This window comes from Promicromonospora sp. NPDC050880 (assembly GCF_044456525.1).
GTDB lineage: Bacteria > Actinomycetota > Actinomycetes > Actinomycetales > Cellulomonadaceae > Promicromonospora.
The window spans coordinates 113,225-132,497 of sequence record NZ_JBITFV010000007.1; the positions used below are offsets into that span (position 1 = coordinate 113,225).

A 19,273-nucleotide genomic window follows, 5' to 3' on the forward strand; every position below is an offset into this window, starting at 1 on the left:
TCAGCCGGCCCAGCTCCAGCGCTGCGGGTGGAAGCTGGCGAGCGGGTCCTGCGTGGTGCCCTCCAGCCCCTCCTTGATCACCGAGACCTGGTAGACGGGGTTGGGCAGCCACATGACCGGAAGGTTCTCGGCGCCGAACTTCGAGTACTCCTGCATGACCGAGGGGTCGGTGCTCTCGGTGGAGTCGTGCATGAGGGTGTCGAGCTCCTCGTCGGAGTACGAGCCGAAGTTCGACGCCGCACCCGTGCCGAACACGCGCTCGCCGCTCGGGTAGCCACCGAAGTACCAGCTCCCGGCGGTGCCGAAGAACGGCAGCTCCCAGTCGCAGTCGGGCTGGTCGGCGGTGCAGGGGGCGATCGAGGAGAGCACCGTGTTCAGCGGCGCGCTCTCGATGGTCACGCCGACGCCGGCCTGCTCGAAGGTCGACTTGATCTCGGCGAACATGTTGTCGGTCTCGGCCGAGCCGCTCTGCGTGAGGATCGTGATGGCCAGCTTCTGGCCCTCCTCGACGTCCGTGCCGCACTCGTCGTCGCCGTCGCCCGGACGGGTGCACTCCAGCACGCCGTCGGACCCGGCGGTCCAACCGTGGTCGGCCAGCAGAGCGGCCGCGGCCTCGGGGTCGAACGGGTACGGGTTGGCCTTCTGCTCGTCGGACAGGAAGTCGCTCTCGGGGTTCTGCGGCACCGGACCGTAGCCGGGCAGCGCGGCACCCTTCCAGATGACGTCGGAGATCTGCTCCTGGTCCACGAGGTGCTGGAGCGCCTGGCGCACGTAGAGCTGGCGGTAGACCGGGCCCAGCTCGGGGTGGTTGAAGTTGTACGGCAGGTAGGTGATGGACCAGCCGGCCCACGGCTCGACGGCGTACCCGAGCGACTCGTACTGCTCCGGCGCGTCCAGGCCCGTGGTCGGGATGTACCCGTAGTCGACGGCGCCGGAGCGGACGGCGTTCACCTCGGCGTCGGTGGAGGTGTACGGCAGCAGGTTGACGGTGTCGATCGAGGCGGCGTCGTCGCCGTCGTACTTCTCGTTCCTCGTGAGCTCGACCTGGCCCGCGTCGGTGAACCCGGTCAGCGAGTAGGGCCCGTTGATGGTCTGCCACAGCGGGTTCGTCTCGTAGGTGCCCAGGTCCTCGCCCTGCGTGACGAGGTAGTCGAAGATCGCCTCGGCACCCTCCTTCGTCTCGGCGAGCGCCGGGTCCGGCTCCTCGTCGTCGGCGGCCTTGGCCCAGGCGTGGGCGGGCAGCGGCACGACGAGCGTGAGCTGCGAGGCCTGCAGCCACTCCGGGTTGTAGACCTTGTCGAAGGTCAGCACGACGGTCGTCTCGTCGGGGGTGGCCACCTCGGTCACGTTGTCGGGCATGCGGCCCTCGGAGTAGCTGGCCCAGACGTCCGTGTTGGCCTTGACCAGGTCGAACCAGAACTTCACGTCGGCGGAGGTGACGGGTTCGCCGTCGTTCCAGGTGCGGCCCTCGTCGAGGGTGATGGTCGCGGTGCGGCCGTCGTCGGAGAAGGTGATCTCGTCGGCGAGATCGGCCTGCGCCACGCGCCCCACCTCGCCCTCCGAGCCGTCGTAGGCGACGAGCGGCTCCCAGAGGGTGCGCGTGATGGCGGAGTTGTGGGTCGCGAGCTTGCCCGCGATCCCCAGCGGGACGATCCAGTTGGGGGTCGCGTTGGCGGGCAGGGCGTAGTTCACGTCGGTGCGGGCGGCTGATTCGTCCGCACCGGAGGACGTCGAGCATCCGGCGAGGAGGGCGACGGCGGCGGCCGCGCCGACGGCCAGCCGTGCGGCCCGTCCGGCCTGCGTGGTGCGCATCTGGGTCTCCTTGGTCTGCGGGGCCACCGATCCCGGAGGGACTTTCTTCGGCAGCCGAATAATCGAGCACCGTAGACGGATGAAGTTTCCTGGATCTATCCGATATCCGTAACAAGTCTGTTAATTCGGGACCGCACAAAGCCCGCGGTGCGGAATCCGGCCTGGGGCGTGGTGCAGACTCTCTCCGTCACTTGCTCCACATGTGAAGCAACTCCGCGCGAGAAGTCCCGTCCGTGCAAGAAGTCCTGGAGGAGGCCCGTGCCCCAGCCCACGCGTCCCCGAGTCGCCGCCCCGCGGCTCGAACGGGAGATCGTCGTGCTCGTGTCGAGCGGCCGTGCCCGGTCGCGCAAGGAGATCGCCGAGTCGCTCGGCATCGCTGCCTCCACCGTGTCCCAGCGCGTCCAGGCGATGCTCGCCGCGGGCACGCTGGAGGAGACGGGCGAGGGCGCGTCCAGCGGCGGACGGCGTCCCCGTTCCCTCCGGGTCCCGGGCAGCACGGGCCACCTCGGCGTGGTCGACGTCGGCGGCGCGCACGCCCGGCTCGGCATCCTCCGGCACGGCGGCGAGCTGGTCACGACGACGGAGGTCGCCCTGGCGATCGCGGACGGACCCGAGCAGGTCCTCACGCAGGTCACGGCCGCCCTGCGGGGGCTGGCCGGCACGGTCGCCGCACCCGGCGACTCGTCCGTCGACCGCACCGACCCCGGCCACCTGCTCGGCGTCGGCATCTCCCTGCCCGGCCCCGTCGACGTCACGCGGCGGGCTCTCGACAGCCCGTCGCGCATGCCCGGGTGGTCAGGGTTCGACGTCGGCTCCTGGCTGGAGGACGCCCTGGGCGTGCCCGCCGTGGTCGAGAACGACGCGAACGCGATGGCCGTGGGCGAGCACTTCGGGCACGCCCGGCGCACCCGGCACTCGGTGTCGGTCAAGGCGGGCACGGCGATCGGCGCCGGCATCCTCGTCGACGACCGGCTGTACCGCGGCGCGGGCGGCGCGGCGGGCGACATCACGCACACGCGGATCCCCGCCGGCGGCGACACCCCGTGCACCTGCGGCAACCGGGGCTGCCTGGAGACCGTGGCCTCGGGCGCGGCCCTGGTGCGGCTGCTGCGCGAGCAGGGGTACGACGTCGCGGCGACCGCCGACGTGCTCGCCCTCGTGCGCGACGCCGACCCCGTGGCGACCACCCTGACCAGGACCGCCGGCCGCCACCTGGGCGCGGCGCTGTGCACGGTCGTCAACTTCTTCAACCCCGGCGCCGTGTACCTGGGCGGCGCGCTGTCGACGCTGGAGCCGTTCGTCTCGGCGATCCGGAGCCAGATCTACGAGGGTGCCCACCCGCTGATGACCCGCGACCTCGTGATCGCGCCGTCCGGTCTGGGGGCCGACGCGAACCTCGTGGGCGTGGGCCGCCTGCTGGAGGACGCCCTCGTCCCGCACGCCCTGGCCGCCCCGCAGTCCCCTGCCCCCTCCACAGCGTCGGAAGGACCACGATGACCACCACCCGCCCGCGGGTCGCGATCGCCGGCATGTCGATCGAGTCCAGCACGTTCTCCCCGCACCGCTCCGGGTGGGAGGCCTTCACGCTCCGCCGCGGCGCGGAGCTCGTGGCGCACTACCCGTTCCTCGCCGACGGCGCCCCGCTGCGCGACGCCGCGGACTGGACCGGCGTGCTGCATGCCCGGTCGTTGCCCGGCGGCGCCGTGCCGGCCGAGGTGTACGAGTCGGTGCGCGACGAGATCGTGGCGACCCTGCGCGCGCAGCAGGACGAGCACGGCCCGTACGACGGCCTGCTGCTGGACATCCACGGCGCCATGACCGTGGTGGGGCGGGACGACGCCGAGGCGGACCTGGCCGCGGCGGTGCGCGCCGCCGTCGGCCCCGGGACGCTGATCAGCACCACGATGGACCTGCACGGCAACGTGCCGCGCGAGCTGGCGCAGGTGAGCGACCTGATCACCTGCTACCGGATGGCCCCGCACGAGGACGCCTGGGAGACGCGGGAGCGCGCGGCCGCGAACCTGCTCGCCCGGCTGGAGTCGGGCGGCGCCCCGAAGAAGGCGTGGCTGCAGGTCCCCGTGCTGCTGCCGGGCGAGAAGACCAGCACCCGCATCGAGCCGGCGGCATCGATCTACGCCGACGTCGCCCGCGCGGCCGATCTCCCCGGCGTCGTCGACGCGGCGCTCTGGGTCGGGTACGCGTGGGCGGACGAGCCGAGCTGCCGGGCCGCCGTCGTCGTGACCGGCGACGACGAGGAGGTGATCGTGCGCGAGGCCGAGCAGCTCGCCCGGCGGTACTGGGACGCGCGCGACGACTTCGCGTTCGTCGCGCCGGCCGCCCCCTACGAGGAGTGCGTCGCGACGGCCCTGGCGAGCGAGGCCCGGCCGTACTTCCTGTCCGACTCGGGCGACAACCCCACGGCGGGCGGCGCCGGCGACGTCACCTGGACGCTCGCGCGCCTGCTGGCGGAGCCGGCCTTCGCACGCCCGGTCGAGGAGGGCGGCCGCACCGCGATCTACGCCTCCCTGCCCGACGCCGAGGCCGCACGCGCCGTCGCGGCGGCCTGGGCGGCACACGGGCCGCGCACATCGGTCGACGTCGAAGCCGGCGCCCGCGTCGACGACGGGCCGCACGGCCCCGTCCGCCTGCGCGGGGTCGTGGAACACGTGAGCGAGGGCGACCCCGACGCGGGCATCGTCGCCGTCGTCCGCGTGGGCGGGCTGCGCGTGATCCTCACCGAGCGCCGCAAGCCGTACCACCTGGAGCGCGACTTCACGGCGATCGGCCTGGACCCGCGCGGCACCGACGTCGTCGTGGTGAAGATCGGCTACCTGGAGCCCGAGCTGTACGACATGGCGGCCGACTGGATGCTCATGCTCACCCCGGGCGGCGTCGACCAGGACCTGCTCCGCCTGGGCCACCACCGCCTGACGGTACCGACCCACCCCTTCCACGCGTTCGACACCGAGCCGAAGCTCCGCGCCGAGCTCCTCTGAACGGCGCCTGCCAGGCTCAACCGGCGAGGCTCCGTCCGGCAGGCTCCGTCCGGCAGGCTCCGGCCGGCCGCCCTGGGCGTGTCGCCGCGCGTGTCGCGCCGGGCGCGCCTACGTGCGCGGGGGTGTGTTGCGGTGGGTAGACAACGTCTACGCACCGCAACACACCCCCGCGCACCACACTCTCCCGGAGCGACACGCCCGGCGACGACACGCCGGGCGCCGCCGGGCCGGAGCGGCACGCGGGCGCCCGCCACGTCCGCGGGGCGCACCCAGTTCGGTGGCGTGCCCAGCCGGGTCGCGTGCCCGATCCCGTGGCGTGCCCGGTCGGGTCGCGTGCCCGGTCCCGTGGCGTGCCCGGGTCAGGCCTCGGCGACCAGGGAGAACAGGTCCTTCGGGTCCGACGGCTCGGCGATCAGGTCGAGGTGGCCGAGAAGCTCCGGCGCGTTCGCCGTCACGTCCGCCAGCACGAACTTCAGCGTGGTCCAGTCCTCCACGGCGAACCCGACGGAGTCCCACACGATCAGCTCGTCCTGGCTCCGGCGGCCCTGCTCGGCCCCCGTGACGACCTGCCACAGCTCGGTCACCGGGAAGTCCGCGGCCTGGCGCTGGATCTCGCCCTCGATGCGGGTCTGCTCCGGCAGCTCCACGAACACGCTGGCGCGGGCCACGATCGCCGGGTCCAGCTCGGTCTTGCCGGGGCAGTCGCCGCCGATCGCGTTGATGAACACGCCGCCGGACACGTCGGCGTCGTGCAGCACGGTCGCGTTCTGCTTGTCGGCGGTGCAGGTGGTGATGACGTCGGCGCCGCGCACCGCGTCCGCGGCGTCGTCGGCCAGGACGACGTCGAAGCCGAGCGCCTTGGCGTGCTTCGCCAGCTTCTCCATCGCGTCGGGGTCGACGTCGAAGACGCGCAGCGTCTCGATGCCGAGCTCGGCGCGCATGCCGAGGGCCTGGAACTCGGCCTGCGAGCCGCAGCCGATCAGGGCCAGCGTGCGCGAGTTCGCGGGGGCCAGGTAGCGCGCGGCCAGGGCCGACGTCGCCGCCGTGCGCAGGGCCGTGAGCAGCGTCATCTCGGCGAGGAACGTCGGGTAGCCGTTGCCGACGTCGGCCAGCATGCCGATCGCGGTGACCGTCTGGAAGCCGTTGGCCGGGTTGAGCGGGTGGCCGTTGACCAGCTTGAAGCCGTAGGTCTCGGCGTCCGACGTCGGCATCAGCTCGATGACGCCCTCCGGCGAGTGCGACGCGATGCGGGGGCGCTTGTCGAGCTCGGGCCAGCGCGCGAAGTCGCGGTCCAGGGCGTCGGTCAGCGCGGCGATGGCAGCCTCGGGGCCGCGGCGCGCCACCCAGCGGGCGGTGGCGGCGACGTCGAGGTACGGGACGGTGGTCATCGGGTCTCCTCGGGGGCGGCGGGGGCAGCGGTCGTGGCGGCTGCGTCGGCGAGCACCGCGCTCGCGACGACGGCGCTGGCCAGCGCCGTGCCGGTCAGCGCGGGCACGGCCGACGGCGTGGTGGTCTCGGGGCGCAGCTCGAGCGTGCAGCACTTGACGGAACCGCCGCCCTTGAAGATCTCGGACAGGTCGATGCCGACGGGCACGAAGCCGCGCTCCTTGAGCGCGTCGGCGTAGGCACCGGCGCGGTCGCTGAGGAAGACGTGCAGCCCGTCGGAGACGACGTTCAGGCCCAGCACGGCGGCGTCCTCGGCGCCGACCAGGATCGCGTCGGGGAACCGCTCACGCAGGGTCTCCTGCGCGGCGGGGCTGAAGGCCTCGGGGTGGTAGGCGACGACGACCTCGCCGGAGACGGTGCCGTCGTCGAGCACGGAGAGGGCGGTGTCGAGGTGGTAGTAGCGCGGGTCGACCAGCTCGAGCGGGACCAGCTCGATGCCCTGCTCGGCGAGCTCCAGGCGCTCGGCCACCTCGGCGTGGCCGGCGGGCGTGGTGCGGAAGCCGGTGCCGGCGAGCAGCAGCTTGCCGATGAGCAGCAGGTCGCCCTCACCCTCCATGACCTCGTTCGCCTCGCCGAGCCGGCGGTAGCCCTCGGCGGCCGGCGTGCCGAACCAGCGGTCGTACGCGGGGCCCTCGGCCGCGCGCTCCGGGTAGGTGAACCGGGCGGCGAGCGCCCGTCCGCCGACGACGATGCCGCCGTTGGCCGCGTACACCATGTCGGGCAGGCCCGGCTCGGGCTCGATGACGTCGACCTTGTGGCCGCGCGCCACGTAGGCGTCGCGCAGGGCCTCCCACTGGGCGAGGGCCTTGGCCGTGTCGACGGGCGAGGACGGGTCCATCCACGGGTTGATGGCGTAGACGACGTCGAAGTACGTGGGCGGGCACATGAGGTAGTGCCGCGGCGTGGCGGTCCGCTGCGCGGTGGTCTGCGTCATGGCGCGAGGCTACGGCCCGAGCGGTTCACAACAGGCGAGCATTCGTTGCGTTCTCAGCCGCTGAATCTTGCAAAATCACACGGCTCATTGAACGATTCGTTCATGGATGCCGTGAACCGGGCAATCGTCTCGGAGCTGCTGAGGGACGGTCGCGCGACGTACCAGGAGGTGGGCAACGCCGTGGGCCTGTCGGCCCCCGCGGTCAAGCGGCGGGTCGACCTCATGATGGCCCGCGGGGAGATCGCGGGCTTCACCGTGCGCGTGGACCCGCAGGCGATGGGCTGGATCCTGGAGGGCTACGTCGAGATCTTCTGCTCCGGCATCGTGTCCCCCAAGGTGCTGGAGCGCGACTTCGCCCCCATCCCGGAGGTGGTGCGCGTCTCCACCGTGACCGGCGACGCCGACGCCATGGTGCACGTCATGGCCACCAGCATGGAGGAGATCGAGCGCACCGTGGAACGCATCCGCACCGTCACCCACGTGGTCAAGACCCGCACGGCCCTGGTGATGTCACGGGTGGTGGACCGGCCGGGCGCGTGACCGGAGCCGGGCCGGGCACGGATTAGGCTGTCCTAACCAACCCGCTCCCCAGCCGACCGGAGGCCACCCGAGATGATCAGGACCGCGGTGTCGGACGACGTCGCCGGCTGGCTCGACGTGCTCGGGCCGCTCGCGTTCTACCTGGTGGTCTGGGGTCTGGTCTTCGTCGGGACCGCGTTCTTCGTGGGCGTGTTCATCCCGTTCCTCACCGGCGACGGCCTGCTGTTCGGCGCGGGCATCGTCGCGGGGTCCACCGAGCGGATCGACATCTGGGTGCTCGCGGTCGGCGTGGGCGTCGCCGCCGTGGCGGGCGACCAGGTCGCGTTCCTGCTGGGGCGCCGGTACGGGCGGCCGTACCTCGCCTCGCGCAAGGGCCGCTGGGTGCAGGCCACCGTGGTGCGCACGGAGCGGTTCTACGAGCTGTTCGGCTGGTGGTCGGTGGTGATCGGGCGCTACATGCCGTGGGCGCGGGTGTTCGTGCCGGTCATCGCGGGCATCGCGGGGATGCCGTACCTGCGGTTCCTCACGGCGAACGTGTTCGGCGCACTGAGCTGGGGGGTGCTCATCACGGTGCTCGGCTACTTCGCGGCGTCCGACCCGTCCGTGCGCCCCGTCGCGTACGTGGTGGCGGGTGTGGTGATCGCGGCGTCGGTCGTGGCGGGCATCCGGGCATGGCGCCAGGACCGTGCGGGGCGCCCGGCACAGACGGACCCTGCCGGGCACGACGGGCCTCCTCGCCGGTAGCGGCCGGGCGATCAAACGGCCCCGTCGCGCGATCAACCACCGGACGCGTGCGGCACGCAGGCTGGGTCCATGCCCACGTCGAGCACCTCTGTGCGCACCCCGTCGCCGTCCGGCACCCCGGGCACGGCGACCGCCCCCGGCCGCCCCGGCACCCGTCCCGGCCTCCCGACCTGGACCCCCGTCGCCGCCCTGTCGTTCGGCATCGCGATGGTGGTCCTCAGCGAGTTCCTGCCCGCGAGCGTGCTGCCCGCCCTCGCCGCCGACGTCGGCGTGAGCGAGGGACGCGCGGGGCTCGCCGTCGCGGCGACGGCGATCGCCGGAGCCTTCACGGCACCGAGCATCGCGGTGCTCCTGCCACGCACGGACCGGCGCACGGTGCTCGTGTCGCTGCTGGTGGCCGCGGCCCTGTCGAACGTCGCCGTGGCCCTCGCGCCGAGCTTCGCGGTGCTGCTGGCGGGCCGGCTGCTGCTCGGCGTCGCGCTCGCGGGGTACTGGTCGTTCGCGTTCGGTGCCGGCACGCACGCCGTGCCCGGCAAGGACCACGTGGTGTCCTCCGCGCTGGCGTTCGGGACCAGCATCGCGACGGTCGTGGGCGTCCCGCTCGCCTCGGTGGTGGGCGACGCCGTCGGCTGGCGGGCCACCTTCGCCGGCTCGGCCGTGCTCACCGGGCTCGGCGCGGTGGCGCTCGGCCTGACCCTGCCGTCCGTCCCGCCCCACCCGGGGGCGGGCCTGCGGATGCTGCGCGAGGCCGTGCGCAACGGGCGGCTGATGGCCGGCATCGCCTGCGTGGTGCTGGTGGCGCTCGGCAACTTCGCGGCGTACCCGTACATCCGCATCGCGATCGAGCGCGTGGACGCGGGCGCCACCACGTGGATGCTGCTGGCCTGGGGGCTGGGCGGCGTGGCCGGCACGGTGCTGGCGGGATTCCTCGCCCGGTGGCTGCGGCCGCTGGCCGCCCTGGCGCCCGTGGCGCTGTCCGCGTCCCTGCTGCTCACCGCGGCCGCCACGTCGGTGCCCGTGCTGACCGTCGCGGTGGTGCTGTGGGGTCTCTCGATGAGCATGATGCCGGTGATCACGCAGCTCTGGGTCACCCGCGTCGAGCCCGAACGTGCCGAGTCGGCCATGTCCCTGCAGGTCACCGCGTTCCAGGTGGCGATCACCGCCGGTTCTTCCCTCGGCGGCGCCCTACTGGACGGGCACGGCGTCCAGTCGCTGCTGCTGGTCGGTGCGGGAGCGGCGGTCGCGGCGGGCCTCGGCTGGGCGGTCCTGCGGGTGCCGCGCCGCTGACGGGACCGACGGCACCCAGGGCCGGCCGGCCCGGTCCGCCGGCCGCGGCAGCGCACCGGCCACGACGGGCCCGGGACCCGTGGGGATCGCGATCGCGGCCGGCGGGGTGCCCGCCGACTGCGGACCGGCCCGCCACGCCTGGGGCGAGACACCGTGGTCGGCCGCGAACGCACGGCTGAACGCCGCCACCGAGCCGTAGCCCACCTCGAACGCCACGCGCGTGACGGGCAGGCTGCCCTCGGCCAGGAGGGTACGGGCCCGGTGCATGCGCACCTCGCGCAGCATCCGCATCGGGCTGTGCCCGGTGGCTCGCCGGAAGCGTTCGGTCAGGGCGGAGCGCGACAGGTGCACCAGCGCCGCCATCCGGTCGAGGGTCCACGGCTCGCCGGGGTCGGCCGCCAGCGCGGCCACGACGTCGGCCACCTGGATGTCGGCAGCACCGTCCGCGCCGCCGCACTCCGGCCCGGCGTGCGCGTCGGCCTGCCACAGCGCCGTCATCGCCGCGCCGACTAGGCCGGCATAGCTCGCGGCGAACGGTGCGGGGCTGGAGATCGCGTCCAGCGGGCACGCGGTCACCAGCGCGACGACGCCGCGCTGCCGCTCGTCGAAACCGCGCACGACCAGCGGGCTGGGCAGCGTCACCGAGGGGACGGCCTGCCGCAGGTCGCCGTGCACCAGGTCGGTCTCGTCGTCGGCAGTGAGGCGGTGCGCGGTGCGGGCGCCGACGAGCACGGCATCACCGGCCCGGACCTGGTGGCGGGCTCCTGCGGTCTCCAGCGTCGCGGCGCCGGCCAGCACGACGGCCCAGAGGGCCCCCGGCCGGGATCGCACCGCACCGGCGGGCAGCCGCTCGCGCCTCAGCGCCGTCATCTCCCACTCCATGTACAACGGAGCCATCGGGACGCGCCGGCTATTCCCGAGGACGAGCGGGTGGAGCCCTGAGATACTGCCGACCACCCGGCCGCCGTCGGCGCCCGGCCCCCGAACCCGGAGGACAACCTTGCTGATCGCCGGACTCGTGCTCGCGGCCGTCGCGGCCCTCGTGCACGTCTACATCTTCTACCTGGAGTCGTTCGCGTGGACCGACCCGCGCACCCGGGCGACGTTCGGCACGACGGCCGAGGAGGCCGAGGCGACCAGGCAGCTCGCCCTGAACCAGGGGTACTACAACCTGTTCCTCGCGATCGTCACGGTGGTCGGCATCGTCCTGACGGCGGCCGGGTCGACGGCGGCGGGGACGGCGCTCGTGCTCGCGGGTGCCGGCTCGATGGTCGCGGCGTCGGTGGTACTCGTGGTCTCCGACCCCGCCAAGCGGGGTGCGGCGCTCAAGCAGGGTCTGGTCCCCGCCCTGGGTGTGCTCGCGGTGGTCGTGGGCCTGCTGACCTGAACGACCTGCGCCCGCCCCTGGCCAGATCCCGGAGGTCGTTGGCCGCCGGGCCACTGTCGGCTCCCGGGCCCGCACGCGGACGATGACCGCATGCGAACCACCCTGGCGGGCGCGGCATGACCGCGCTCCTTCTCTCCCTGCACGTCCTGGCCGCCATCCTCACCGTCGGACCCGTGGCGATCACCGCGAGCATGTTCCCGCGTGCCGCCCGGCGCGCGCTGGCCGCACCCGACGACGCGAGCGCCGCCGCCGCGGCCCGCCTCCTGCACCGTGTCACGCGGGTCTACGCGGTGGTCGGCGTCGCCGTACCGGTGCTCGGGTATGCCACGGGGGCGAGCCTGGGCGTCCTGTCCGACGCGTGGCTGATCACGTCCATGGTGCTGACCGCGGCGGCGGCCGCCGTGCTGATCGTGCTCGTGCTGCCGGGGCAGCGGCGTGTGCTGGAGGCACTGGACAAGTCGCCCTCCGCGGCGAGCGACCCGGTACGCCGCCTCGCCATGCACGCCGGTGTGTTCAACCTGCTCTGGGCGGTCGTGGTGGTGCTCATGGTCTACCGCCCCGGGTCGACGACGGGGGCCGGGCTGTGACCGGCGGCGCGGCCCTGCGGGTGCTCGGCGCGGTGGAGCTCGTCACCGTGCTGGTGCTGCTCGGCAACCTGGCCACGGTGCACCACCCGGGTGTCGCGAGCGCCGTCGGACCGCTGCACGGCATGGTCTACCTCGCGGTGCTGGTCACCGCGGCGTCGCTGGCCCGCGGGCGGCACCGGGTCTGGCTGCTGGCGCTCGTGCCCGCCGTCGGCGGCCTGCTCGCGGACCGGGCGAGCCGCCGGCCCTGACCGCCTGAGCGGGGCCGCCGGCCGGGCCTGGCGGCCCCGCTCAGGTCGCGCTGCTCATGTGCTGGGTGCCGATCACCGCGAGCAGCCGCAGCGCCTCGTCCGACGGCGACCCCGGGTCGGCCGTGTAGACCACCACGTGCTGGTCCTGGTCGGTGAGGTCGAGCGCGTCGCAGTTCACGGTGACCGGGCCCACGACGGGGTGCTGGAAGGTCTTGCGGAGCATGGGGGCGGTGTCCACGTCACCCGCGGCCCACAGCGCGGCGAACTCCGGGCTGCCGGTGAGCAGGTCGTCGACCAGCTCCGCCACCTCGGGGTCGTCCGGGTACCGGGCCGCGGTACGGCGCAGCCGGGCGGCGGCCGAGCGGGCGAACTCGTCGCCGTCCGACACGCCGTACAGCCGGTCCGCACGGTCCTCGGAGCCGAGGAACGCATGGCGCGCCAGGTTGCGGTCCCGCCGGGACAGCGCCGAGAAGTCCTCCATGAGGGCCGCCGCGAGGCCGTTCCAGGCGATCACCTCCAGCAGGGCGGAGGTCACGAACGCGGCGGACTGCGGCAGCCGGTCCAGCATGAGCTGGACGCTCGGCCGCACGGTGCGTGGCGGCCCCGGGGGCGGGTCCGGTGGGAGCCCGGCGAGCTGGTGCAGGTGGTCGCGTTCGGCGTCGGACAGGCGCAGCGCGCGGGCGAGGCCGCCCACCACCTCCCGCGAGGGGTGCGGGCCGCGGGCCTGCTCCAGCCGGGTGTAGTACTCGGTGGAGATGAAGGCGAGCTGCGCCACCTCCTCCCGCCGCAGCCCGGGCGTCCGGCGACCGCGCCCGGCGGGCAGGCCGACGTCGGCGGGACGGATCCGCTCGCGCCGGCCGCGCAGGAACGTCGCGAGCTGGGCTCTGTGCATACCCCTGAGTATCGGCGCCCGCCGCGACCGTAGCCAGGTACCCGCGGTGCCTGGCTGTGGTCGGTGCGGACGGCGCAGGCTCGTCGGCATGAGCACAACAACCCACCACACCACCCCTGCGACCGGCGCCGGCCTCCTGGCGGGCAAGGTCGCCTTCATCACCGGCGCGGGGCGCGGCCTCGGCGCGGCCGCGGCCCGGCTGTTCGCCCGGGAGGGCGCCGCAGTGTTCCTCGCGGCGCGCACGGAGTCCGAGCTCGCCGCGGTGACCGAGGAGGTCCGGGCCGCAGGCGGCACCGCCGACCACACGGTGGCCGACCTGGCGGACGCCGGCAGCGTGCGGGCCGCCGTCGACCGGGTCGTGGAGCGGCACGGGCGGCTGGACGTCGCGTTCAACAACGCCGCGGCGTTCACCCCGCCGCAGCCGCTGGACGAGGTGTCCGAGGCCGACTTCGACCGCGTCTACGCCGTGAACCTGCGCGGGCCGTGGCTGTCGATGGTGGCCGAGATCAACGCGATCCGTGCCACCGCGGGCACCGGCGCGATCGTCAACAACTCCAGCATCGGCAGCCTGCGGGCCAACCCGGTGCTGCCCGCCTACGGGGCCATGAAGCGGGGCGTGAACAGCCTGACCGAGTCGGCAGCCGTGACGTACGGGCCCGAGGGCATCCGGGTCAACGCCGTCTCCCCGGGCGGCACGCTCACGGAGATGATCCGCACCTGGGAGGAGTACACGCCCGGGCTGATGGAGCAGCTCGCGCCCGGGGTCCCGCTGCGCCGTGCGGCGCAGCCCGAGGAGATCGCCGAGGCCGCCGCGTGGCTGCTCAGCGACCGCGCGTCGTACGTGACGGGCGCCGTGCTGCAGGTGGACGGCGGTGCGGGCGCCTGACGCTAGCGGGCGCTCCGGAGCCGGCGCAGCATCCGCGGGTCCTGGAAGCCGACGGCGTGCGCCGCGGACTCGACGGTGGCGCCGTGACCGATCAGGTGCTCGGCGCGCTCCAGCCGCAGCAGCTGCTGGTAACGCAGGGGCGTCAGCCCCGCGGCCCGGGTGAACAGCCTGGTCAGGGTGCGTTCCGCGACACCCGCACGGGCTGCGAGGTCGGCCAGCGGCAGGGTGTGCGTGAAGTGCGTGTCGATGTGGTTCTGCACGGTGTGGACCGTGTCGTCGAGGTGCGCCCGGTGCCGCAGCATCGCGCTGGCCTGCGGCTCCGCGCCGTTGCGGCGGGCGTACACCACCATCTCGCGGGCCACGCGGGCGGCGAGGGCCGGACCGTGCCGCATCGCGAGCAGGTGGAGCGACAGGTCGATGCCGCTGGCGATCCCGGCGGAGGTGATGACGCGGTCGTCCGTGGTGAACAGCACGTCGCGCACCACGTGCGCACGGGGGTACCGCACGGCGAGCTCGTCCTGGAGCCCATGGTGCGTGGTGCAGCGCCGGCCGTCGAGCAGCCCCGCCTGGCCCAGCGCGTCCGAGCCGGCGCACACGCTCGCGACGGTGCCGCCCGCCGCGTGGTGCGCACCCAGCCGTTCGCGGACCGCGTCGCTCACGAGCGGCCAGGCCTGGCGGTCGTCCCCGACGCGCCACCCGGGCACGACGACGAGGTCGTCCGCGCCGAGCGCCGGCCACTCGGCCCCCGCGAGCAGCGGGAGGCCCTGCGCCGAGAGGACCGGTGCCACGGCGGCGGGGACACCGGGGCGGTCGGCGCCGGCCCCGGCGTCCGCACCCGCACCCGCGCCCGTGCCCGTGCCCGCGACGTACCGCAGGTCGTACGGGTGCCCGAAGTCGCCCGCGGAGAAGAACGCCTGGGCGGGACCCGCCAGGTCGAGCAGGTGGACCCCGGGCAGGAGCACGAACAGGACGGTGGTCACCCCGCCGATGCTGCCACCTCGGCACGGGTTCCCGCCGCGTCCCCGGCGCTGGCCCGGTCCTCGGCCTCGAGCTCGGCGACGGTCGCGATGCGCGCGAACCGGTCGCGGAGCACCGCCTCGGTACGCTCCAGGATGTCGGCGGCGCTGAACCGGCCCAGCGGGTCGGTGCTCGTCGCGTCGCTGACGAACGTCACGGCGTACCCGAGGTCGGAGCCGACCCGCGTCGTCGTCTCCACGCACTGCTCGGCGCGGATGCCGCACACCCGCAGCTCGCCGACGCCGTGGGCGGTGAGGACCTGCTGCAGATTGGTCGTGGTGAAGGCGTTGTGCGAGGTCTTGCGCAGCACCGGTTCGCCGGCGCGCGGCTCGTGCAGCTCCGCGAACAGCCGCACGTGGCCGCTCTCGGGGTCGAACGGGGTGCCCGAACCGGGTTCGGTGTGCAGCACCCAGACCACCAGGTCGCCGGCCGCGCGGGCGAGGTCGACCAGCCGGTTGACGGGCTCCGCGATCCCCGGGTTGAGGGTGTCGGCCCACTGAGGCCGGACACGGAAGGACTCCTGGACGTCCACGACGATCAAGGCTCTGTTCATGTCCCCAGTCTGAGCCGGTCCGCGGCCCCGTCGGGAGTCCGGATCAGGTCGCGGGGCGGACCGATCCGGTCACCCGGTACCGGCCCGCCCCGGACCGCCAGGGGCGGACGTGACAGGCGGCGACGTCACCCCGCGAACGCCGCCGCGTTCCGCCGCGCCCAGTCCGCGAAGGTCCGGGCCGGGCGTCCCAGCACGGTCTCGACGTCGGGGCTGACGGCCTGCTCCTGCGGCGTCGGCTCCCCCAGGATCGCGAGCGTGCCGTCCACGACGTGCTCCGGGATGTACGCGAGCATGTCGGCACGCGCCTGCTCCCGGGTCTGCTCGGCGAAGACGAGCGGCGTGCCGAGCACCTCGGCGAGCGCCCTCGTGCGGTCGCGCGGGGAGACCGCGGCCGCACCGGTGAGCGCGTAGGTGCGGCCCGCGTGGCCGTCGTCCACCAGGGCGGCGGCCGCGACCTCGGCGATGTCGAGCGGGTCCACGGCGGGCAGCGCCACGTCGCCGAACGGCGCGTGCACCGTGCGCTCCGCCCGCACGGACGGCACCCAGGCCAGGGCATTGCTGGCGAAGTCACCGGGCCGCAGCACCGTCCACTCCAGGCCCGAGCCCCGCACCAGCTTCTCCAGCCGGGCGAGCGGCCCGTGCGAGACGGAGTCGGCGCGCGTCGCCGCGCCCAGGGACGACAGCAGCACCAGACGGCGCACGCCCGCCTCGGCGGCCGTGCCGATGATCCGTTCGGTGTCGAGGTGCTCGCCCGAGCCCGGCACCAGCAGGAACATCGCGCTCGCGCCGGTGACGGCGGCGCGGAGGCCGCCGGGATCGGCCAGGTCGGCGCTCAGGCCGCGGACCCGGGCCTGGGCGTGCGGGGCGGTGCCCGCCCGGGACACGGCGGTGACCTCGTGGCCCCGCCGGGCAAGCTCGGCGACCAGGGGCCGGCCCACGTTTCCGGTGGCTCCGGTGACGACGATCATGTGCGCTCCTCCGTGCGTACGAGACGGCCCCCGACCGGGGCCGTGCGGCCCTCGCGGCCGCGGTGCCGCCGACGTTACGAGCGCGGATACAGTAGGTTCCCTCAGGAAAGTATTGGAGCCCACCATGTCGAGCACCCCGCCGGACACCACCTCGGGACCGAGCAGCGCGTGGTGCCCCCAGCCGGACGACGACCCGGCCACCGCCTGCCCCATCTCCCCCGTGGTCGACCTGGTCTTCAGCCGGTGGACCACGCCCATCCTGTGGGTGCTGCAGGCCCACGGGACACAGCGCTTCGTCGAGCTGGAGCGGCGCATCGGCGTGACACCCAAGGTGCTGACCCAGCGGCTGCGGCAGCTCGAACGGGACGGCCTCGTGCAGCGCCGGATCTATGCGGAGGTGCCGCCGCGCGTGGAGTACCGGATCACGGAGCTCGGCAGCAGCCTCCAGCCCGTGTTCGCCGCCCTCGGCGAGTGGGGCGACGCGCACATGACCGACGTGGAACGCTCGCGGGCCACCTACACGGGCCCCCTCCCCCGCTGACCCCCTCGCGGCGGCTGCACGGCCCGCGCGGTCAGCGCGGCGCCGGCGCGCTCGGTGCCGCCCGCGCGGTCGGCAAGAGGTCAGGTGGTCGGCACCCCGAGGTACCGACCACCTGACCTTCTACCGACTGCCTGACCTTCTCCCGACCGTCACCGCGCGGGGTCACCGGCGCGGGCACGCACGCCCGGGTACCAGGTCAGGCGCCGGGAATCAGGCCTTGACGAAGGCCAGCAGGGCCTTGTTGACCTCGTCCGCGTGCGTCCACAGCAGGCCGTGGGGCGCACCCTCGACCTCGACGTACTCGGCCTCGGGGAAGGCGGCGTGGAACGGGCGCGCGGTGGCGTCGATCGGCAGGATGTTGTCCTTGGTCCCGTGCAGGATCAGGGACGGCTTGCCGGCGGCGCGCACGGCCTCGACGTCGGCCCGGAAGTCCTCGATCCAGGCCGAGACCACGGCGTACGCCGCGACCGGGGCGCTGCCCGTGGCCGTGTTCCAGCTGGCCGTCACGGCCTCCTGGCTGATCCGGCTGCCGAGGTTCTCGTCCAGGTTGTAGAAGTCCTGGTAGAACTGCGTGAACCAGGCGAAGCGGTCGCTGCGGGCGGCCTGCTCGATGCCGTCGAACACGGACTGCGGCACGCCGGTCGGGTTGTCGTCGGCCGCGACGAGGAACGGCTCCAGCGAGGCCAGGAACGCGAGCTTGGCGACGCGCTCGTGGCCGTAGTTCTTGACGTAGCGGGCGAGCTCGCCGGTGCCCATCGAGAAGCCCACCAGGATGACGTCGCGCAGGTCGAGCGTGGTCAGCACCGCGTTCAGGTCGGCGGCGAAGGTGTCGTAGTCGTAGCCGGCGCCCACCTTGCTCGACTTGCCGAAGCCGCGGCGGTCGTAGGTGATGACCCGGTAGCCGGCGGCGATCAGCTCACGCGACTGGCGCTCCCAGCTGTTGCCGTCCAGCGGGTAGCCGTGGATGAGCACGACCGGCTGGCCCGTGCCGTGGTCCTCGTAGTAGAGCTCCGTGGTGGTGCTGTTCTCGGTGTCGACCGTGATGAAACCCATGATCCAGCCCTCTCGATCCTTCGTTCCGGGCGGAGAACGGTCGTTCTCCGCCGATGTCAGCTACAGTAGAGAACGAACGTTCTCCGCGCAAGTCGTGCGGGGCACCGGAGAGGGTGAATCGGAGTGAGCACACGATGATCGACGAGAAGACCGCCCGGGAGGCCGTCGTCCGGGCCGCGGACGAGCTCTTCTACGCGCGCGGCGTACAGGCGGTGGGCATGGACGCCGTCCGGACGGCGGCCGGCGTCTCGCTCAAGCGGATCTACTCGCTCTTCGCCTCGAAGGACGAGCTGATCGTGGCCGTGCTCCGCCACCGCACGACCATCTGGGACGACGGGCTCGCCTCGACCTCCGCGCGTGCGACGTCGGCCCGCGAACGGATCCTGGCCATCTTCGACTTCCTGGACGCCTGGTTCCGTGAACCCGACTTCCGGGGCTGCGCCTTCATCAACACCCACGGCGAGCTCGGCGCCTCCTCACCGGCGGTCACCGCCGCCGTCCGCGAGCAGAAGCGGACCTTCCAGGAGTACGTCGCCCGCCTCGTGGCCGACGTCGGCGCACCGCCCGAGCTCGCGCCGCAGCTCGCGATCCTCGCCGAGGGCGCGCAGACCACCGCCGCCATCGCGGGCACGCCGGAGGCAGCGCGTCACGCGCGCGCGGCGGCGGAGACGCTGCTCGACGTCGCGACGGCGCGGGCCTGACCACGACCACGACCGACCCCGCCGTGCGCCCCGGCACACGCCGCCACGACGGGCCCGATGGGAGAATGACGCCATGACGACCGACGAATCCGACGGCACGCGGGAAGCCACCCCGCTCGCGCTGCCGAGCGGGGTGCACGATCCCGACTTCGCGTTCCGCTGGGCCTTCGGCAACCCCGAGGCGCCGTTCACGATCGTGGAGTTCGGTGACTTCGAGTGCCCCTACTGCGGCGCGGCCAAGCCCGTGCTGCACGAGCTGATCAACGGCTCAGAGGGCCAGGTCCGCCTGGTGTGGCGGCACTTCCCCCTGTTCGAGCCGCACCCGTACGCACTGACGGCGGCCCTGGCCGCCGAGGCCGCCGGGCACCAGGGCGCGTTCTGGCCCATGGCCGGCCTGCTCTTCAAGCACCAGGACAGCCTCGACGACGCGTCGCTGGTCCGTTACGGGGAGCAGCTCGGGCTCGACACCGACGCCCTGGTGGGCGACGCCGCGCAGCGGTTCTCCGACGCCGTGCGCACCGACTACCAGGACGGCATCGACGCGGGGGTGCACGGCACGCCCACGCTGTTCGTCAACGGCGAGCCCTACAAGGGCGACGTCACGGTCACCGACCTGCGGGACACGATGGGACTGACGCGCAAGCGGACGTCCCGCTGGCGCCGGTGACCACGACGGGGGTG

General features: G+C 73.8%; 21 protein-coding genes. 12 read left to right on the top strand and 9 right to left on the bottom strand.

The genetic code is table 11. The annotated features are described in order from the left end of the window. Positions 1-1,812: a peptide ABC transporter substrate-binding protein gene (locus ACIBBF_RS14095; protein WP_397414179.1), complete on the bottom strand. Its 1,812-nt coding sequence runs from the start codon at positions 1,810-1,812 to the stop codon at positions 1-3. A 258-nt stretch (positions 1,813-2,070) separates the two neighbouring features. Here ACIBBF_RS14095 and ACIBBF_RS14100 point away from each other — a divergent pair, with 258 nt between their 5' ends. Both ACIBBF_RS14100 and ACIBBF_RS14105 read left to right on the top strand, forming a co-directional pair. Then, entirely contained in the window at positions 2,071-3,309 is a 1,239-nt protein-coding gene (locus tag ACIBBF_RS14100) for an ROK family protein (protein WP_397414181.1), read from the top strand. Further along, positions 3,306-4,808 carry a M81 family metallopeptidase gene (locus ACIBBF_RS14105; protein ID WP_397414183.1) on the top strand — a complete coding sequence of 501 codons (1,503 nt, stop codon included), beginning with the start codon at positions 3,306-3,308 and terminating at the stop codon, positions 4,806-4,808. The genes ACIBBF_RS14100 and ACIBBF_RS14105 overlap by 4 nt, the downstream gene beginning before the upstream one ends. 359 nt (positions 4,809-5,167) lie before the next feature. On the opposite strand, the gene ACIBBF_RS14110 is transcribed toward ACIBBF_RS14105, so the two are convergent. Then, the gene (locus tag ACIBBF_RS14110) at positions 5,168-6,196 is read right to left on the bottom strand and encodes an ornithine cyclodeaminase (protein ID WP_397414185.1); all 1,029 of its coding nucleotides are present in this window, start codon (positions 6,194-6,196) and stop codon (positions 5,168-5,170) included. Beyond that, positions 6,193-7,188, bottom strand: coding sequence for a dimethylargininase (ddaH, locus tag ACIBBF_RS14115; protein WP_397414187.1), 996 nt, complete (start codon positions 7,186-7,188; stop codon positions 6,193-6,195). The genes ACIBBF_RS14110 and ddaH overlap by 4 nt, the downstream gene beginning before the upstream one ends. Positions 7,189-7,290: 102 nt before the next feature. Here ddaH and ACIBBF_RS14120 point away from each other — a divergent pair, with 102 nt between their 5' ends. The 3 genes from ACIBBF_RS14120 (at position 7,291) to ACIBBF_RS14130 (ending at position 9,759) form a co-directional block, all read left to right on the top strand. Then, positions 7,291-7,728: an Lrp/AsnC family transcriptional regulator gene (locus ACIBBF_RS14120; protein WP_119139119.1), complete on the top strand. Its 438-nt coding sequence runs from the start codon at positions 7,291-7,293 to the stop codon at positions 7,726-7,728. A gap of 72 nt (positions 7,729-7,800) precedes the next feature. After that, the gene (locus ACIBBF_RS14125; RefSeq protein WP_397414189.1) at positions 7,801-8,472 is read left to right on the top strand and encodes a DedA family protein; all 672 of its coding nucleotides are present in this window, start codon (positions 7,801-7,803) and stop codon (positions 8,470-8,472) included. Between the two features lie 69 nt (positions 8,473-8,541). Continuing rightward, positions 8,542-9,759, top strand: a complete 1,218-nt coding sequence (locus tag ACIBBF_RS14130; protein ID WP_397414191.1) for an MFS transporter — start codon at positions 8,542-8,544, stop codon at positions 9,757-9,759. Here ACIBBF_RS14130 and ACIBBF_RS14135 read toward each other — a convergent pair. After that, positions 9,658-10,629, bottom strand: a complete 972-nt coding sequence (locus tag ACIBBF_RS14135) for a helix-turn-helix domain-containing protein (protein ID WP_397414193.1) — start codon at positions 10,627-10,629, stop codon at positions 9,658-9,660. The genes ACIBBF_RS14130 and ACIBBF_RS14135 overlap by 102 nt on opposite strands. 130 nt (positions 10,630-10,759) lie before the next feature. Here ACIBBF_RS14135 and ACIBBF_RS14140 point away from each other — a divergent pair, with 130 nt between their 5' ends. The 3 genes from ACIBBF_RS14140 to ACIBBF_RS14150 all read left to right on the top strand — a co-directional run bounded on the left by ACIBBF_RS14140 (position 10,760) and on the right by ACIBBF_RS14150 (position 11,981). Then, positions 10,760-11,146: a DUF1304 domain-containing protein gene (locus ACIBBF_RS14140; RefSeq protein ID WP_397414196.1), complete on the top strand. Its 387-nt coding sequence runs from the start codon at positions 10,760-10,762 to the stop codon at positions 11,144-11,146. 116 nt (positions 11,147-11,262) lie between these two features. Continuing rightward, complete coding sequence (locus ACIBBF_RS14145; protein WP_397414198.1) at positions 11,263-11,733, top strand: DUF2269 family protein; 471 nt, start codon at positions 11,263-11,265, stop codon at positions 11,731-11,733. Then, positions 11,730-11,981: a hypothetical protein gene (locus tag ACIBBF_RS14150; RefSeq protein ID WP_397414200.1), complete on the top strand. Its 252-nt coding sequence runs from the start codon at positions 11,730-11,732 to the stop codon at positions 11,979-11,981. Before ACIBBF_RS14145 ends, ACIBBF_RS14150 begins: the two co-directional genes overlap by 4 nt. A 40-nt stretch (positions 11,982-12,021) precedes the next feature. On the opposite strand, the gene ACIBBF_RS14155 is transcribed toward ACIBBF_RS14150, so the two are convergent. Beyond that, a complete protein-coding gene (locus ACIBBF_RS14155; protein WP_397414202.1) occupies positions 12,022-12,873 on the bottom strand; it encodes a helix-turn-helix transcriptional regulator in 852 nt (283 codons plus the stop codon). An 88-nt stretch (positions 12,874-12,961) separates the two neighbouring features. On the opposite strand from ACIBBF_RS14155, the gene ACIBBF_RS14160 reads away from it, so the two are divergent. Then, positions 12,962-13,759 (top strand): SDR family NAD(P)-dependent oxidoreductase, encoded by a 798-nt coding sequence (locus ACIBBF_RS14160; RefSeq protein ID WP_397414205.1) that lies wholly within the window; start codon positions 12,962-12,964, stop codon positions 13,757-13,759. Between the two features lie 2 nt (positions 13,760-13,761). Here ACIBBF_RS14160 and ACIBBF_RS14165 read toward each other — a convergent pair whose 3' ends face one another. From ACIBBF_RS14165 to ACIBBF_RS14175, 3 genes are all read right to left on the bottom strand, one after another. Next, a complete protein-coding gene (locus tag ACIBBF_RS14165; protein WP_397414207.1) occupies positions 13,762-14,739 on the bottom strand; it encodes a GlxA family transcriptional regulator in 978 nt (325 codons plus the stop codon). Continuing rightward, a complete protein-coding gene (locus ACIBBF_RS14170; RefSeq protein ID WP_397414209.1) occupies positions 14,736-15,329 on the bottom strand; it encodes a cysteine hydrolase family protein in 594 nt (197 codons plus the stop codon). The genes ACIBBF_RS14165 and ACIBBF_RS14170 overlap by 4 nt, the downstream gene beginning before the upstream one ends. Positions 15,330-15,454: 125 nt before the next feature. Next, positions 15,455-16,297: an SDR family oxidoreductase gene (locus ACIBBF_RS14175; RefSeq protein ID WP_397414211.1), complete on the bottom strand. Its 843-nt coding sequence runs from the start codon at positions 16,295-16,297 to the stop codon at positions 15,455-15,457. A 124-nt stretch (positions 16,298-16,421) separates the two neighbouring features. Here ACIBBF_RS14175 and ACIBBF_RS14180 point away from each other — a divergent pair, with 124 nt between their 5' ends. Beyond that, positions 16,422-16,838, top strand: coding sequence for a winged helix-turn-helix transcriptional regulator (locus tag ACIBBF_RS14180; RefSeq protein WP_397414213.1), 417 nt, complete (start codon positions 16,422-16,424; stop codon positions 16,836-16,838). A 210-nt stretch (positions 16,839-17,048) separates the two neighbouring features. On the opposite strand, the gene ACIBBF_RS14185 is transcribed toward ACIBBF_RS14180, so the two are convergent. Beyond that, positions 17,049-17,891, bottom strand: coding sequence for an alpha/beta fold hydrolase (locus ACIBBF_RS14185; protein WP_397414216.1), 843 nt, complete (start codon positions 17,889-17,891; stop codon positions 17,049-17,051). 134 nt (positions 17,892-18,025) lie between these two features. Between ACIBBF_RS14185 and ACIBBF_RS14190 the strand changes: the two genes are divergently transcribed. Together ACIBBF_RS14190 and ACIBBF_RS14195 are read left to right on the top strand one after the other, a co-directional pair. Further along, entirely contained in the window at positions 18,026-18,592 is a 567-nt protein-coding gene (locus ACIBBF_RS14190) for a TetR/AcrR family transcriptional regulator (RefSeq protein WP_397414218.1), read from the top strand. A gap of 73 nt (positions 18,593-18,665) precedes the next feature. Then, complete coding sequence (locus ACIBBF_RS14195; RefSeq protein WP_397414220.1) at positions 18,666-19,259, top strand: DsbA family protein; 594 nt, start codon at positions 18,666-18,668, stop codon at positions 19,257-19,259. Positions 19,260-19,273: the final 14 nt, after the last annotated feature.

Excerpts from the sequence above, each read along its gene's own strand:
- ACIBBF_RS14095 (WP_397414179.1), bottom strand. The coding sequence starts at position 1,812 with ATGCGCACCACGCAGGCCGGACGGGCCGCACGGCTGGCCGTCGGCGCG.
- ACIBBF_RS14105 (WP_397414183.1), top strand. The coding sequence starts at position 3,306 with ATGACCACCACCCGCCCGCGGGTCGCGATCGCCGGCATGTCGATCGAG.
- ACIBBF_RS14110 (WP_397414185.1), bottom strand. The coding sequence starts at position 6,196 with ATGACCACCGTCCCGTACCTCGACGTCGCCGCCACCGCCCGCTGGGTG.
- ddaH (WP_397414187.1), bottom strand. The coding sequence starts at position 7,188 with ATGACGCAGACCACCGCGCAGCGGACCGCCACGCCGCGGCACTACCTC.
- ACIBBF_RS14120 (WP_119139119.1), top strand. The coding sequence starts at position 7,291 with ATGGATGCCGTGAACCGGGCAATCGTCTCGGAGCTGCTGAGGGACGGT.
- ACIBBF_RS14125 (WP_397414189.1), top strand. The coding sequence starts at position 7,801 with ATGATCAGGACCGCGGTGTCGGACGACGTCGCCGGCTGGCTCGACGTG.
- ACIBBF_RS14130 (WP_397414191.1), top strand. The coding sequence starts at position 8,542 with ATGCCCACGTCGAGCACCTCTGTGCGCACCCCGTCGCCGTCCGGCACC.
- ACIBBF_RS14135 (WP_397414193.1), bottom strand. The coding sequence starts at position 10,629 with ATGACGGCGCTGAGGCGCGAGCGGCTGCCCGCCGGTGCGGTGCGATCC.
- ACIBBF_RS14145 (WP_397414198.1), top strand. The coding sequence starts at position 11,263 with ATGACCGCGCTCCTTCTCTCCCTGCACGTCCTGGCCGCCATCCTCACC.
- ACIBBF_RS14155 (WP_397414202.1), bottom strand. The coding sequence starts at position 12,873 with ATGCACAGAGCCCAGCTCGCGACGTTCCTGCGCGGCCGGCGCGAGCGG.
- ACIBBF_RS14160 (WP_397414205.1), top strand. The coding sequence starts at position 12,962 with ATGAGCACAACAACCCACCACACCACCCCTGCGACCGGCGCCGGCCTC.
- ACIBBF_RS14170 (WP_397414209.1), bottom strand. The coding sequence starts at position 15,329 with ATGAACAGAGCCTTGATCGTCGTGGACGTCCAGGAGTCCTTCCGTGTC.
- ACIBBF_RS14175 (WP_397414211.1), bottom strand. The coding sequence starts at position 16,297 with ATGATCGTCGTCACCGGAGCCACCGGAAACGTGGGCCGGCCCCTGGTC.
- ACIBBF_RS14180 (WP_397414213.1), top strand. The coding sequence starts at position 16,422 with ATGTCGAGCACCCCGCCGGACACCACCTCGGGACCGAGCAGCGCGTGG.
- ACIBBF_RS14185 (WP_397414216.1), bottom strand. The coding sequence starts at position 17,891 with ATGGGTTTCATCACGGTCGACACCGAGAACAGCACCACCACGGAGCTC.
- ACIBBF_RS14190 (WP_397414218.1), top strand. The coding sequence starts at position 18,026 with ATGATCGACGAGAAGACCGCCCGGGAGGCCGTCGTCCGGGCCGCGGAC.
- ACIBBF_RS14195 (WP_397414220.1), top strand. The coding sequence starts at position 18,666 with ATGACGACCGACGAATCCGACGGCACGCGGGAAGCCACCCCGCTCGCG.